The sequence below is a fragment of the Paeniglutamicibacter sulfureus genome (assembly GCF_039535115.1).
Taxonomy (GTDB): domain Bacteria; phylum Actinomycetota; class Actinomycetes; order Actinomycetales; family Micrococcaceae; genus Paeniglutamicibacter; species Paeniglutamicibacter sulfureus.
The window spans coordinates 2,367,698-2,382,216 of the sequence record NZ_BAAAWO010000001.1 but is presented as its reverse complement, the minus strand read 5'-3'; the positions used below and the strand labels follow the sequence as shown (position 1 = coordinate 2,382,216).

General features: G+C 63.5%; 15 protein-coding genes. 10 read left to right on the top strand and 5 right to left on the bottom strand.

The window, feature by feature from the left end; all coding sequences use genetic code 11:
* The first annotated feature begins 51 nt into the window (after positions 1–51).
* From ABD687_RS10915 to ABD687_RS10900, 4 genes are all read left to right on the top strand, one after another.
* Entirely contained in the window at positions 52–525 is a 474-nt protein-coding gene (locus tag ABD687_RS10915; protein ID WP_310291266.1) for a helix-turn-helix domain-containing protein, read from the top strand.
* Positions 526–536: 11 nt separating this feature from the next.
* Positions 537–1,376 carry an IS3 family transposase gene (locus tag ABD687_RS10910; protein WP_310291268.1) on the top strand — a complete coding sequence of 280 codons (840 nt, stop codon included), beginning with the start codon at positions 537–539 and terminating at the stop codon, positions 1,374–1,376.
* A 133-nt stretch (positions 1,377–1,509) separates the two neighbouring features.
* Positions 1,510–2,706, top strand: coding sequence for a pyridoxal phosphate-dependent aminotransferase (locus tag ABD687_RS10905; RefSeq protein ID WP_264269652.1), 1,197 nt, complete (start codon positions 1,510–1,512; stop codon positions 2,704–2,706).
* A 144-nt stretch (positions 2,707–2,850) separates the two neighbouring features.
* Complete coding sequence (locus ABD687_RS10900) at positions 2,851–3,261, top strand: DUF2695 domain-containing protein (protein ID WP_264269645.1); 411 nt, start codon at positions 2,851–2,853, stop codon at positions 3,259–3,261.
* A 74-nt stretch (positions 3,262–3,335) separates the two neighbouring features.
* On the opposite strand, the gene ABD687_RS10895 is transcribed toward ABD687_RS10900, so the two are convergent.
* Together ABD687_RS10895 and ABD687_RS10890 are read right to left on the bottom strand one after the other, a co-directional pair.
* Entirely contained in the window at positions 3,336–3,773 is a 438-nt protein-coding gene (locus ABD687_RS10895) for an acyl-CoA thioesterase (RefSeq protein WP_264269644.1), read from the bottom strand.
* A 98-nt stretch (positions 3,774–3,871) separates the two neighbouring features.
* Entirely contained in the window at positions 3,872–4,387 is a 516-nt protein-coding gene (locus ABD687_RS10890; RefSeq protein ID WP_264269643.1) for a MarR family winged helix-turn-helix transcriptional regulator, read from the bottom strand.
* Between the two features lie 91 nt (positions 4,388–4,478).
* On the opposite strand from ABD687_RS10890, the gene ABD687_RS10885 reads away from it, so the two are divergent.
* Positions 4,479–5,150, top strand: a complete 672-nt coding sequence (locus tag ABD687_RS10885) for an NADPH-dependent F420 reductase (RefSeq protein WP_310291271.1) — start codon at positions 4,479–4,481, stop codon at positions 5,148–5,150.
* A 38-nt stretch (positions 5,151–5,188) separates the two neighbouring features.
* Complete coding sequence (locus ABD687_RS10880; RefSeq protein WP_310291274.1) at positions 5,189–6,232, top strand: LLM class flavin-dependent oxidoreductase; 1,044 nt, start codon at positions 5,189–5,191, stop codon at positions 6,230–6,232.
* Positions 6,233–6,686: 454 nt separating this feature from the next.
* Here the strand turns inward: ABD687_RS10880 and ABD687_RS10875 are convergent, their stop codons facing one another.
* Positions 6,687–7,583 (bottom strand): hypothetical protein, encoded by an 897-nt coding sequence (locus ABD687_RS10875; protein ID WP_310291277.1) that lies wholly within the window; start codon positions 7,581–7,583, stop codon positions 6,687–6,689.
* A 215-nt stretch (positions 7,584–7,798) separates the two neighbouring features.
* A complete protein-coding gene (locus tag ABD687_RS10870) occupies positions 7,799–8,344 on the bottom strand; it encodes a YceI family protein (protein ID WP_264269638.1) in 546 nt (181 codons plus the stop codon).
* A gap of 490 nt (positions 8,345–8,834) precedes the next feature.
* Between ABD687_RS10870 and ABD687_RS10865 the strand changes: the two genes are divergently transcribed.
* The 3 genes from ABD687_RS10865 to ABD687_RS10855 all read left to right on the top strand — a co-directional run bounded on the left by ABD687_RS10865 (position 8,835) and on the right by ABD687_RS10855 (position 12,195).
* Positions 8,835–9,110 (top strand): hypothetical protein, encoded by a 276-nt coding sequence (locus ABD687_RS10865; RefSeq protein ID WP_264269637.1) that lies wholly within the window; start codon positions 8,835–8,837, stop codon positions 9,108–9,110.
* A gap of 165 nt (positions 9,111–9,275) precedes the next feature.
* Positions 9,276–10,373, top strand: a complete 1,098-nt coding sequence (locus tag ABD687_RS10860) for a pyridoxal-phosphate-dependent aminotransferase family protein (protein WP_310291282.1) — start codon at positions 9,276–9,278, stop codon at positions 10,371–10,373.
* 367 nt (positions 10,374–10,740) lie between these two features.
* Complete coding sequence (locus tag ABD687_RS10855) at positions 10,741–12,195, top strand: APC family permease (RefSeq protein ID WP_310291285.1); 1,455 nt, start codon at positions 10,741–10,743, stop codon at positions 12,193–12,195.
* 67 nt (positions 12,196–12,262) lie between these two features.
* Here the strand turns inward: ABD687_RS10855 and ABD687_RS10850 are convergent, their stop codons facing one another.
* The gene (locus ABD687_RS10850) at positions 12,263–13,552 is read right to left on the bottom strand and encodes a benzoate/H(+) symporter BenE family transporter (protein ID WP_310291287.1); all 1,290 of its coding nucleotides are present in this window, start codon (positions 13,550–13,552) and stop codon (positions 12,263–12,265) included.
* A 168-nt stretch (positions 13,553–13,720) separates the two neighbouring features.
* Between ABD687_RS10850 and ABD687_RS10845 the strand changes: the two genes are divergently transcribed.
* On the top strand, positions 13,721–14,491 hold the full coding sequence (locus ABD687_RS10845; RefSeq protein WP_302264283.1) for an SDR family oxidoreductase: 771 nt from the start codon (positions 13,721–13,723) through the stop codon (positions 14,489–14,491).
* The last annotated feature ends 28 nt before the right edge of the window (positions 14,492–14,519 follow it).

The window sequence follows — 14,519 nt, the reverse complement described above, 5'->3', positions numbered from 1 at the left end:
CCCCGAAAGTTGGACTGAATAATTCAGATCCTTACTTTCGGGGAGTTTTTCATGCGTCAAAATAGTTCATTGACCGCCGAGCAGCGGCTGGCTGCCGTCGATCTTTTCGAGCAGGGAATCGGGCATAAGGCGGTATCCTCAAGACTGAACGCCGGTGAACACGCCGTTCGTGGGCTCGAGAAACGGTTCAGGATTTGGGGTAGGGCAGCGTTGGAAAGCAAACCGACCAATCAGGTGTATTCCTTCGAGTTCAAGCTCGCGGTCGTCCGCCAGTTCCTCGACGGCGAGGCGACGCTGATGGAGCTTGCCCAACGACACCGGCTCAGCTCCCCGAACCTTCTCAGGACCTGGGTCAGGACCTACCGGGAACAGGGCGAGGACGGGCTGCGTCCCAAGACCGCTTCCGGCGCCGAAGCGGGTGGACCCACCGAACTCGAGAAGCTGCGCCGCGAGAACCAGCGGCTGCAGGCGGAGAATGCATACCTAAAAAAAGTTCGGGCCTTGAGGAACCAACCACCGCGCTGAAAATCAGCGCGGTGATCGCCCTCAAGGCCTCCCACCCCTTGCCCCTGCTCCTGGCCGCTGCCGGGCTTCCCCGCTCCACGTTCTTCCACCGCCAGGCCGCGCTCAAGGCACCGGACCGGCACGCGGAGCTCCGCGCACGGATCCACGAGATCTTCACCAAGGCCATGGGCCGGTACGGGCACCGCCGCATCCACGCCGAATTGCTCGGCGGCGGGTGGCAGGTGGCGAAGAAGACCGTGCTGAAGCTGATGCGCGCCGAGGGCCTGGTCTGCAAGGTCCGCAGCAAGCGAAGGTATGCCTCCTACAAGGGCACTGTCGGCAAGGTCGCCGAAAACCTGCTGAAGCGCCAGTTCGACACCGAGGCACCGAACCTGAAGTGGGTGACCGACGTGACCGAATTCAAGATTGCCGACAGGAAGGTCTATCTTTCGCCGGTGCTGGACCTGTTCGACCGCTCGATCGTTTCCTACTCGGTGTCGCAGTCCCCGACCGTGGCCTTCGCCAACCAATCGCTTAGCGAGGCCATCGGGACCCTGGCCGCGGGCGAGGCGCCGATGGTGCACTCGGACCAGGGATTCCAGTACCAGCACGCCAGCTGGCAGAGGCTGCTGGCCGACGCCGGCATGACCCAATCCATGTCGCGCAAGGACAACTGCCTGGACAACGCCGTGATGGAAAACTTCTTCGGGCACCTGAAGGAAGAGATGTTCCACCACCACGAACACACCAGCGTCGAGGCGTTCACCGCCGAGCTCGACGACTACATCCACTGGTACAACTATGACCGCATCTCGTTAACGCTCGAGTGCCTGAGCCCGATGAAATACCGGGCCCAGGCACTGGCTGCGTAGACTTTTACTTACCGAGTCCAACTTTCGGGGACCAGTTCAACCGGTGGGGCCTTCGCGCGTCTGCCCACCGGCATGTGACAGGCTTGGTGAAGTCGTCAATGCGGCACAAGGTACCGGAGGAAAAGTGCAGAGCATGTTAAAGGTCGCGGACCGGGCGAAGGTTCCGGCGTTTGAGGTCATGAACATCCTGGATCGGGTCGCCCAGTTGCGTGCCACGGGCCGGAATGTCATTTCCCTGTGCGCGGGCGAGCCCAGCGACGGTGCCCCCTCCGAGGTTTCACGGCGGGCGGCCGAGATCCATGCCGCGGGCACGCCGTTTACCTACACGCCCGCGCTGGGCATCCGGGAACTGCGGGAAGCCATCGCTGGACACTACAAGCGTTGGTACAACATGGAGGTTTCGGCGGACAACGTCGCTGTAACCACCGGGAGTTCCGGCGCGTTCATGCTGACCTTCCTAACCGCCTTCAATGCCGGAGACAAGGTGGCATTGGCGCGGCCCGGATATCCGGCCTACGCCAATATCCTGCGCACTCTGGGAATCGATGTTATTGAGCTGGATGCCGGACAGGAATCCCGCTACCAGCCCACCGTGCAGCTGCTGGAAGCAGCCTGGCGGGAACACGGACGGCTCGACGGACTGATGCTGGCCTCCCCGGCAAACCCCACCGGCACCATGGTCTCCGGCAGTGAGCTCGAGGAGCTCGCAGGGTGGTGCAAGGAACGCGGCGTCAGGCTGATCAGCGACGAGATCTACCACGGCATCGACTACCCGGAACCGGGGTCGGAAGTCCGCCGTTCGGTCAGTGCCTGGGAATTGGACACCGACACCGTGGTGATCTCCAGCTTCTCCAAATACTGGGGCATGACCGGCTGGCGCTTGGGTTGGGCACTGGTTCCCGACGACATGCTGTCCACCGTGGACGCGCTGGCCGGCAACGTGGCGCTGTGCCCGCCGGCCCCAGCGCAATATGCCGCGCTGGCCGCATTCACCGAGGACTCCTACGCCGAGGCCGAAGCGCGGGTTGCCGAATTCGCGCGGACCCGCGCCGCGGTGCTGGGCTCCATGGGTCGCCTTGGCTGGGGCGAGAGCGCGCCTGCCGACGGCGCCTTCTACTTGTATGCGGATCTGGGCGACCAGCTCGGCCCCCATGTAAATGCCGCCGCCTACTGTGCCGCACTACTCGAAGCTGAGGGCGTGGCCATTGTTCCCGGCAACGACTTCGACCACGTCAACGGACAGCACCATGTTCGCCTCAGTTTTGCCGCCGGATTCGATGCGGTGACCGAGGCCATCGAACGGATCGTGCGGTTCCAGGGCAACATCTGATTTCCCGCACGGTAAGAAAGCCTCCCCACACAGCTACGAGCGCCGGGCGGTTAACTTTACCTGCCCACAGTCCCGACGCCTTGAAGGGCCGGACGTCGGGTATTGATCGCATGCTGAAGACTCCACCGATTCAAGGAGTTCGCCATGGACCAATACACCGTCTCGGAACTTGAGGATGCGCTCAAGGTCGTTAAGTTGCTGCTGCCGCCACGCTACGAATGCTTGGCTTGTTACGTCAACCGGATGCTCGAGCATGGGTGTAGCGGGTTGAAGTGGTGCACCACCTACCGTGATCTGCGTGCACCGCGGGCAACCTCGTTGGAGCGGAAATTCCCCGAACTCGGAGGCTATTGCGATTGCGAGGTCATGGCCAACGTGTTCAGGATCAACGACGAGCTCTGGACTCGCGGCGAAGACGGAGAACTCGACGAAAGCTATGTTCCGCCATGCCACAAGGTCCGGCTGGGAACCATTCGGCCATGTGAATTGTGGCTGATGCGCAGCGGTGTCCAGTGGGGCGGGGGAGTCTTTCGCCCCGTGAAGGATGCGTCGTAACCGGGAATTCAGGTGGGTTCCGCAAAACCCGCCGGAGCACGCCCGATTTCGGGGCAATCAACCGGACGCTGCGGCTACAGCTCCTCGGGCTGTTTGATCTTCAGGTGCTCGCCGGGAATGCGGTCGCGGTCGTAGGTGATCTCCGAGTAGCCGTGCGGGGCTGGGATACCGTCCGGGCCCATGTTCACGAACACGATCTTCTCTATGGTCAAGATGGACTGCCGGGTGATCATGTTGCGGACCTCGGCGCGCATGGTCAGTGAGGTGCGGCCGAAGTGGGTGGCGGTCAGGCCCATCTCGATGAGGTCGCCCTGTTGCGCCGAGGAAACGAAATTGATCTCCGACATGTACTTCGTAACGGCGAATCCGTTTCCGAGCTGGACGATCGCGTAGATCGCGGCTTCCTCGTCGATCCAGCGCAGCAGGCTTCCTCCAAAGAGCGTGCCATTGGCGTTGAGGTCTTCGGGGCGGACCCATTTGCGGGTGTGGAAGGTGATGTCGCCAGTATTCATGTCACGAGTCTATGGTGTTGGCGACTGTTGGATCACAGTTGGTGACCGGAACCGTTCGCCCGGGGCAGGTCGGAGGTCCGTGCCCGCCGGCTCGGTGGCTAGCCCAGGTGGTCCATGGCCTCGCAGGGATTGGCGCCGGGCTGCGCTCGATGGATCGCCATGGAGAGCTTGGAAACCAGGTGCGCGAGCTGCTCGCTTTCACCGGCGTCAAGTTCGGTGAGCAGGGTCTGTTCGGCAGCGGCTACGCGTGCCTCCATCCTTTTCAGCAATGCCTCGCCCTGGTTCGTGGCAACGATCTTCCGCGCTCGTCGATCCGTGGGAGCAGGCACGCGTTCAACCAGGCCGGCAGTCACGAGGTCGTCGATGAGGTAGGTCAACACCGTGCGGTCGATGCCCAGGTGAGCACCCAAAGCCTGCTGGTTTGCGGGGTCATGGTGAACCACGGTGGAAAGCATCTGGAAGCCGCGCACCGAACATGGCATCTCCGCGACAGCCTCTGCGAAGTGCGTTTGGTGTCCGCGCAGGATCATTCCCAGGTGCCAAGCGAGATCGCCGGGAAGGAATCCCGGCAACGACTTGTCGAAGACGAGGGGCGGGTGCGAAGTGGAAGCCATGACATCCATCATACCGGAGATTGCGGTGTTGCGCAGATGATCTGTTCGGAATATAGTCTGTATTACAACATAAATTTTCGGAAGGCAGGACATGGATATCGGCGCACAAGAAAACGTGGCTTCCCGGGGGACGATCGGCATCCTGGGTGCCGGGCGCGTAGGTACGGCTATTGCCCGGTTGGCGGTTGCCGCCGGTTACCGCGTCAAGGTCGCGACTTCGAAGCCAGCAGCCGACAACGCGCTGATCATCGAAATCGTCACCCCTGGCGCGGTGGCCGTCGACGCGGCCGAGGCCGCGGCCTCGGACCTCGTGGTGGTCGCCATCCCGCTACACAAGTACAAGTCCCTGAATGCGGAAGCCCTTGGCGGCAGGATCGTCATCGATGCCATGAACTACTGGGCTGCCACCGACGGCGACATTGCCGATTTCGAGAACACACACCTGTCCTCCAGCGAGGTCGTGTCCGCATACCTGGCCGGGTCTCGGGTAGTGAAGACCTTCAACCACATCGGTTACCACGAGATGGAACCGGATGCCGCCGCGCCGGGGACGCAGAACCGCCGCGCACTGGTGGTCGCCGGGGACGACGAGAGCGCCAAGGCACTGGTGTCCACGTTCATCGACACCTTGGGCTTCGACTCCCTTGATGCCGGCGAACTCGCGGCGGGCAGATCCTTTGAACCCGGCACCGAGATCTTCAACGGCCGCTTCAACGCCGCCGAACTGGCGCAGGAGCTGCAGCGCAGCCTTGCCGCCGCTTGAACCGCCACACGCTTACCCAACGAATGAGGATTGACCACATGGAAATCGGTGCCTACAGCTTCGGCGACACCCAGCGCAATATCGACGGATCACTGCGATCAACCGGAGAATCCATCCAAAACCTGTTCGCGGCGATCAAGCACGCGGATGAGGCAGGCCTGGACTACTTCGGCGTGGGTGAACACCACACCACCAGCATGCCTGCGTCCTCGCCCGGCACCCTGATCGCCGCCGCGGCGGCCACCACGGACCGGATCAAATTGGGAAGTGCAGCGAGCATCATCAGCACCGACGACCCTGTGCGCGTCTTCCAGCAATTCGCCACGGCCGATGCCATCTCCGGGGGAGGACGCATCGAAATCACCGCCGGACGCGGCTCCTCCGTGGAGACGTTCCCGCTCTTTGGCTACGACCTGGGCGAGTACGACGAGCTCTACGCCGAAAAACTGGACCTGCTCATGGCAATCAACAACGCCGACACCCAGAACGTCACCTGGTCCGGCACGAAGCGTCCGGCGATTGCGGACCTGGCAGTGGTGCCTCGTCCGCTCGGTGGCAAGCTCCCGGTGTGGGTGGCCACCGGCGGCAATGCAAGTTCCTCCGCCCGGGCCGGGCAGATGGGCCTGCCGGTGTCCTACGGCATCATTGGCGGGGAGCCACACCGCTTCGCCCCGCTGGCCGAGCTGTACCGGCGCGCCGGGGCCCAGGCCGGGCATTCGGAGGACTCGCTCAAGGTCTCGGTGGCGGCGCTGGGTCTGGTGGCCCCGACCAAGAAGGAAGCGCTCGAGCGCTTCTACCCGGGTTGGTACAACCTCAACGTGGAAATGGGTGAACTGCGTGGCTGGCCGGCGCCGGACAAGCGCGCCTACGACGCGCAGGCCGAGGCCCCGGGCGCCTACTACGTTGGTTCGCCTGACGAGGTGGCCGAGCGCATCGTCCATCTGCATGGCTACATGGGACATATGCGCCACTTCCTCCAAATGGATATCGGAGGCCTCCCGCAGGAACACCTGCTGGAGTCGATCACGTTGCTGGCCACCGAGGTCAAGCCGCGCGTGCAGCGACTGCTGGCCCAAAAGTAGCTTCACAGCAACCTGTCCAGGCGTGGTTTCACAGTTGGGACCCAGCTGGGTGGACCCAGTCAGGTCGACCCAAGTGAGGGTAGAGCCGGGGAACCACTCTTTGTTTGGATAAGTCCTGTGGTTGTGAACCAAACGGGTATATCGGCTTTGAAAGCGTGGGGTGGAATTTTGGGGGAAAGCCGAACTGCTGATGGTGAAGCGGTTCTTCCCGGCGCCTTCAAGCGTTTGCATACTCGTTGGGTTCCGTACCACCTGCGTTTTTGGCGGGGGGATCGGGGCGCATCGAACACTTCGGCACCAGTACTCTGGGCCGGACCTTTCAGGGTAGGACCTGGGAGGATGTCGATGTGGACCGTTGCCGATAACGACCAATGTCGCAGCTGGAGTGGGGGCGCCGGGCTGCTTGGGGCAGCCGGCCTCCGCTCCTAAATCTCCCGGTCGGGCAAATCCGAACCTACGGCTTTCGCCTCTGGCCCATGGCGGTCTCCGCTGCTTGCTCGATGGTAAGCCCATCGCCGGGATCGACCAAGGCCAGAAAGAGCGAAAGTGCTGCGGTTCCCAGCAGCGAAGTCCGCTTCTCATGATCGAGCAGTCGTTCTCCCACCCCGGAAATCAAGCGCAGCCCAAGACCCTCCGCCATGGCCTGCAGCAAGATGTTGAAGTCTTCCATGGTCACGTTTGGCCTGAACGTGAGCCCATAGTGTTCAAATACGTTGGTGTAGAGCGTGATCCACACCTGTGAAAGATTCGTATACATGCGAGCCAGGGCTTGCGCGGATGCGGTATCCGCCTGTGCCGTGGCCACTGCCAACAGTTGGAACCGGAAGGCCGGCAGCTCCAGCACGAGCTTGAGGTCTTCATAGGCGACTCGATGGACCGCACTGGGGAAATTATCATCCGAGGTCAGAAGGTCCTTGGCGTGTTGCGAGAGCGCGACCTGAAGGCTCCAGTGCTTGTCGGCCAGGGCATAGGAAACGAAGTCGGCCAGAAAATCTCCGTGTGTGCTCCAGCGGTGGCGCATCATGTTCTCACTGAGGGGGTAGTCGTCGCCGCAATTCTGCCTGGCCTTGGCCAGGACTTTGCGGCGGGACAGATACGACATGACCGGACGAGCGTCCTCCTCGTCGGTATCAAGCAGCTGTTCGGAGAGCGCCGGGCTGAACAGTTCGGTGGTGAGGTCCAACGCAGCATCAAGAAAGGCTCGGGTCTCGCGGCCGTTGGCCAGGCGTTTGCGGGTCATCGCGGTGCGGCCGGAAATGTTCGTGACGATCTTGGATTCGTAGAGATCCTGATCGGAACCCGGGTGTACCTCGGCGAGTGGATGCAGCTCGTCCTTCTTTGGTGTCACCATTAGTTGCGTCCCCTATGCGAGTTTAGTGAAATGCAGATCCCCCGTTTCCAAGGTACCGCACTGCTCCCGTGTAGAGGAGGGCTGGTGAGGTGCGCATTCAGCGCGGGCGGGCTTAATGCGCAGGCGAATCGCAGGCAAGACCCGGATGCCAGCATTAACGGGCTCGGGGTGCCCTCCACCACGGTGGACGGCACCCCGACTGGGGCCGAAAGGGCCTAGTTCTGTCCCGCGAGCACGAATGCGGAGTCGATGTTGATGGTGACCTTGTCGCCAACCAGTACGCCGCCGGCTTCGAGGGCAGCATTCCAGGTAATGCCAAACTCCTTGCGGGAGATCTGGGTGGTGGCCGAGAAGCCGGCGCGGGTGGCACCGAACGGATCAACCGCAACGCCGCCAAATTCAACCTTGAAGGTCACCGGCTTGGTGGTGTCCTTGATCGTCAATTCACCCAGGAGTTCGAACTCTTCCGGGGAGCCTGCAACGCCGGTGGACACGAAGGTCATTTCCGGGAACTGCTCGACGTTGAAGAAATCCGCGCCCTTGACGTGGGCATCGCGGTTGTTGTCGTTCGAGTCGAAGGACTCGGTCTTGACGATGGCCTCGACCTTCGAGGAGGAAACCGATTCGCCTACGGTCAGGGTGCCGGTGACATCGGTGAATGCGCCGCGGACCTTGGAGATACCCGCGTGGCGGACGGTGAAGCCAACTTCGCTGTGCGAGGTGTCGAGGGTCCAGGTGCCGGGGGTGATTTCAATGCTCATGGGAGAACTCCTTCGTGTTGGAAGCCGGTCGGGTCAACCGGTTTGCATGCTTATGCATATAAATATGCCACAACTATGTTGACGTGTCAACCACTTTTACTTGAGCTGCAACACTACTTAACCTGCCATCGTTTTCCCCCGGCTTTGCGGAGTTGCCATTAATGCCGGATGAACGTTTGGCGGGGGCAATGACTGCGGGCGGCCAGTGCGTGACGGCGGAAGGCAGGTCGGCGGGCCGGGGCCATCCGCCGGGACCCCGTGAAGCGACGCCCGAATAGCGCGGGATTTTCCTCGGTGGCCACGGCCGATTCGACCTCCCGCCCCGGACTTTCGTATCGCGGACATGGCGCTCGCCCATGTTGCGCGGGGTTTCGCGCCTGAGTTTCGCGATTCTGCTTCGCCCTCATATGGAGGCTAGGCTGGCCATGAGAAGAAGGTGGTGATACGCGTCACGAAGATGTGGGGGCGGAGACCAAATGGAAGGCAGGATATGAACGACGTTATCGCAGAGGCACTGAACGTACTCAGTATTACGGATCCCGAAGACGCGAGCCCAGAGGCCCGCGGACGCCGGGCACATGCCCGGGTCCTGGCCATGATCGAGGTGGCACGTGAGAGCAGCAAGAGCCGCAGGGAACAGCGGATCGCGAACTTGTTGCTATTGGCGCAGCTGGACAAGAAGGACGCATCCGAGGCATTGCGGGAAGCCCGTCGGTTGATGTCGCTTGACGACGTTTCGACAGACAGGGCACTAAAGGCAGCGTAATTGCGGGGACTTGGGTGCGTTTTCCCTGCGGCACTGGTGCCCGAGCAGAAGCGGAGCATCGTGAACTCGCCTCCGTGCCGGGTACCGGACATGACTTCATGAAACTGCGCGAGGAATAGGCTGGCTCTGCGCACGCCAGAGTTTGCCATGAGAAAGAGAGACCACATGACACATATCGTTCCGGTTCGCCACCTCTTCGGCCCCGGCCCATGCAACCCGTACCCCGAAGCCACCGCCGCACTTGGACTGCCGCTGTTGGGTCATCTTGATCCGTTGTTCATTGCCCGGATGGATCGCACGGCCGAGGGGCTGCGCACCCTGTGGGGAACCAAGAACACGCGCACGCTGCCATTGAGCGCGACCGGTTCGGCGGGCATGGAAGCCGCCTTCGTCAATACGGTGAAAGCCGGGGACGTGGCGGTCGTCGCGGTCAACGGCCTCTTTGGCGAACGCATGTGCGAGGTCGCCTCGCGCGCCGGGGCCGAAGTGGTGCGCGTGGACCACGAATACGGAACCCCGGTCGACGCCCAGCGCGTGGCCGACGCGCACCCGAACCCCACGGTCATTGCCGCAGTGCACGCCGAAACCAGCACTGGCGTCGTTTCGGACATCGCGGCACTCGGCGCCATCAAGAAGGACGCGTTGCTGATCGTTGATGCCGTCACCTCGATCGGCGGCATGCCGGTGCTCGCCGATGAATGGGGGATCGATGTCGGTTACGCCGGAACGCAAAAGTGCATCGGTGTGGCCCCGGGTCTCGCACCGTTCACGATCTCTGACCGTGCCTTCGATCGCCGCGTTGAAAAGCCGCAATCCTGGTATCTGGATCTTGGCCTGCTTGGCGGATACGCCACGGGGGGCTCCGGAGGGGGACGCACCTACCACCACACCGCGCCGGTGGGAATGGTGGCATCGCTGGAAGCGGGCATCGACCGCATCCTGGCCGAAGGGCTGGACGCTGTCACCGTACGCCACCAGGCTGCCGGAAAAGCGCTGCAGGACGGCCTGGAGGAAATGGGCCTGAAGCTGTTCGCCGCAGAAGGACACCGCCTGCCCCAGCTGACCACGGTGTACGTTCCCGAGGGAATGGATTCGGCCAAGGTCCGCGCTTACCTGCTGGAACGCTTCAACATCGAGATTGGCGGGGGCGTGGGCAAGTACGCGAGCACCGTGTGGCGCATCGGGCTGATGGGCCCAAATGCGAACCCGACTTCGGTTGCGCTGATTCTCTCGGCGCTGAAGGAAGCCATCGCCAAGGCCTAACGACGCCTCGCGAAGCCGGTCAAGACCGGCGGAACCGCCCGCTCCGCCGATCCGGGGCGGGCCGTTCTGTCTCCGGCAACCGTCAGGCCCGCCCTGCGCCTTCGAGGATTCGGCCGCGCCCGGGACGCATGGGAGTAACGTCCCGCCGTCATGGTTCCAAGGCGGTGGGCAACTTCGTGTCGAAAAACGACCCCCCGTGCGTGCCTGAAGACGCTTCGTGACGGCCCGCAGCGTCCCGCGGTATCGAGACTGGGGTCATCGTTGGACTTTGAAGGAAATAGGCGGACATGTGGTCGCTGGGAGCCGCAAGGTGATCCTAGCGTGGTTCCGATTCCCAATTCGTGAACGTCCGTTCGGAGAACACAGCATGTCCCAGCAACAGATTCTCGTTTCCCCGCCGGCGCCCGCTGCCGGCGCCGATACCTCGCCGCCAAGGACGCGGTTGCGCGGAAACCTCGGCGTTGCCTCCATCGTTTTCATCGTGGTTGCCGCTGCCTCGCCGCTGGGAGTCATCGGCGGCCCGGTTCCACTGGGAATCGCCTTCGGCAACGGTGCGGGCTTCCCGTTCTCATTTGTCATCGCCACCGTCGTGCTGCTGCTCTTTTCCGTGGGGTTCACCCAGATGACCCGCTACGTGCCAACCGCCGGTGCCTTTTATTCATACGTCAGCAAGGGGCTGGGCCGCGGGTTCGGCTTGGGTGCGGCCTTCGTCGCGCTGCTGGCGTACCTGGCACTCGAGGCAGGGGTCTTCGGGCTCTTCGGCCCCGGACTGGCCGAACTCGTGCAATCCTACGGTGGGCCCGACCTGCCGTGGTGGGTGTGGGCGGCGGTCGGCTTCGTCGCCGTGACGGCGCTGGGCTACAGGAATATCGCGCTCTCCGGGAAGCTCTTGGCGGTGTTGCTCATTGCAGAAGTTGCCATCGTGCTCGTGCTTGACGCGGTCGTCATCTTCTCCGGAGGCGGCCCGGAAGGCTTTGCCACCGGCCTTGTCACGCCTTCCGAAATTGTCTCGGGTGCACCTGGCATGGGAATCCTCTTCGCCATACTCAGCTTCGTCGGCTTCGAGGCCACTGCGGTCTTCCGCGACGAGGCCAAGGATCCGGATAGGACCATTCCCCGGGCTACCTACATTTCGCTGATTTCCATCGGCGTCTTCTATACGGTCTCCAGCTGGGTGCTGATCAGCGCCAACGGCGAGAGCGGCATCGTCGCCAACGCCACGGATAATCCCGGCACCATTTTGCAGACCACCACCCAGGCCTACCTGGGTGCGGCCGGCGGCCACATCGTCCAGCTGTTGTTTGTGACCAGCCTGTTCGCCTGCATCCTCTCCTTCCACAACATTGCTTCCCGGTACCTGTTCCAGCTCGGTGCCCGCGGCGTGCTGTCCGCGCGCCTGGGCAAAGCCCATCCGGTCTTGGGAGCTCCCTCAGCCGCCTCGGTGGCTGCCTCGGCAGCCGTGGCCGTGCTCATTGTCGCCGCGGCGGCGTTGCGGTTGGATCCGATCGGCCAGTTCTACACATGGCTTGGCGGAATTTCCTCGGTGGGGATCGTCCTACTGCTGACGCTGACCTCGATTGCCGTCCTGGTCTTTTTTGCGCGGCGGGAACGCGGCGGCTCGCTGTGGTCCCGCCGCGTCGCCCCCGCGCTGGGGCTGGCAGGACTTCTGGCCTTCTTCGCCATCATCCTGCTGAACCTGCCGGCCTTGGTCGGCGAGAGCAGCTATGGGCCGTTCTCCTGCGGCGTGCTGGTTCTACTGGCTGCGGCGCTGGTGGCGGGTCCCGCTGTTGCCCGGCGTCGACGAACCGTCGTTCTGGACTAGACCGTCCCCTCCCGGTCAGCGCCGCTTCGTGCACGGCCGGCGGAACCGGCCGCGGCGACGGGCCGGCTCACGGGACCTGCGTGGAGGCGGCATGGTCGGGCCGCTCCAACAGTCGGGATACGGCGTAACCGATGACGATGCCCCAGAACGCTGCGTGGATGTTGAACAGGTCCAGGCCCGAGATCGTGACGACGAAGGTCACCAGTGCACCGAGGGTGAACTTTGTGGAGAATGCGCTGACGAAGGCCTGCTGGAGGGCCTTGAGCATGGCAATGCCGCCCAGGGCCAGAACGAAGGCCTCCGGGGTGGCGAGCATGTAGCGGGTCAGGGTCGGGGCCAGCAGTGCACAGACAAGTGACAACAGGCCGTAAACCACGGCACCGGTGTACTGCCGGTGCTTTTCCCCCGAAGAAGTCAGCAGGGCGTTGGTTGGACCGGTCACGCAGGCGGAGACGGCGCCGAACCCGGCGTTGAGCAAGGAGAAGGCGCCGGAGGCGATGGCGAAGGCATTGACCGGCGGGTGGTGGCCCGCCGCACGCAGCACGACCACGCCTTGACCGTTCTGGACGATCAGCACGGTGATCGCCAGCGGCACCACCAGTTCAAGTTGCGAGGCCCAGGTGAAAACAGGTGCGGTGAACACCGGGGTGGCGAAGATCGGTCCGGCCGCGGAGTCCAGGGCAAACTGCCCGCTGGCCGCCACCGCGATGATGCCGACCACCAGGGTGCCCAACACCGGCGGGAGGTACCTGCCTAGGACGGGCACTGCGGACAGGACGAGGAACGCGAGCACCATGGGCCCGGCCACCACCGGGTTGGCCTGGGAAGAAGCGACGATGTCGGTGCCGAAGCGCAGGAACACCGCCGCCACCATGGCCATGACGATGGGCATGGGAATGGCAGCCATGATCCGCCGCACCAGGCCGGTGGACCCGAGCGCCAGGATGAGCAGGCCGGAGACGAAGAAGGTCCCCACCACTTCCGGGAACGAAAGATGCGCCAGGGACGGGCCCAACAGCACGGTTCCGGGGATTGACCAGGCGAATCCGAGTGGCTGGCGATAGAGCATGGACATCACCAGCGTTGCCAGGCCCGCGGAGAGGAAGATGCCAAAGACCCAGGATGCCAATTCGGCCTGGCTCAGGCCACCGGCGGCACCCACGGCAAGGGTTACCGCGATGGGCCCGGACGCGGAGAAAACCAGCCCGATCACCCCGTTGCTCGCATAGTGCGGGGCGATGTCGCGCAGGAAATCGCGCACCCCGGCGGGCTTGAGCGCCGGGCGTTCGAACAGCGGTGAACGGCCGGGAGCCATGGCGGGGTCCAATGTGCTCTTCTCGGGGATCGGGCTGGGCATGGTTGCTCCTGGCTTGACGATGATGATGCTCCTACAAGTCCATCACGCCTGCCGGCACATGGGGGGCCACGGTCGGGGCCCACTTTATCCGGGGTATGGCATACCCCGGATAAAGTGGGCCCGGCTGGAGCCCCTGGCCTGGGGCCGGGGGCTGGTGAAATGGAACCCATGAACACCATAGCGAATCAGTCCACCAAGTTCAGCGGCCGCCGTGCCGTCGTCACCGGCGCGAGCTCCGGCATCGGTGCAGCCACCGCCCGCCATCTGGTGGCCGCAGGGTTCTCGGTGCTGGCCGTAGCCCGCCGCCGGGACCGCCTCGAGGCCCTGGCGGCGGAGATCGGCTGCGATGTGTTGGCCGCCGACATTACTTCCGATGACGACGTGGCGCGCATCGTGGAAGCCGCCGGAGATGTCCAGGTGCTGGTCAACAACGCCGGCGGTGCGCGCGGCACCGAGACCGTCGCCGACGCGGACCTGGAAAAGTGGTCCTGGATGTACGAGGTCAACGTGCTGGGCACCCTCAGGCTGACCAAGGCACTGCTGCCGGCACTGCGGGCGTCGGGACGCGGCGACATCGTGGTCGTTTCCTCGGTGGCGGGCCAGGACACCTATGAGGGCGGCGGCGGTTACGCCGCCGCGAAACACGCGGAGCGGGTCATCGCCCGGACCCTGCGGCTGGAACTGAACGGCGAACCGATCCGGGTCATCGAGATCGTGCCGGGATTGGTGCACACCGAGGAGTTTTCCCTGCGCCGTCTCGGCGGGAACCAGTCGGCAGCCGATGCCGTATATGCCGGGGTCTCCGAGCCGCTCTCGGCCGACGATGTCGCCGAATGCATCGCCTGGACCCTGAATCGACCCCACCACGTGAACATCGATGAACTGGTCGTCAAGCCGCTGGCCCAAGCGGCAATCCACAAGTTGCACCGCACGCCGTAATGCCCCGCATCCCTGGAAGTGGGATCAT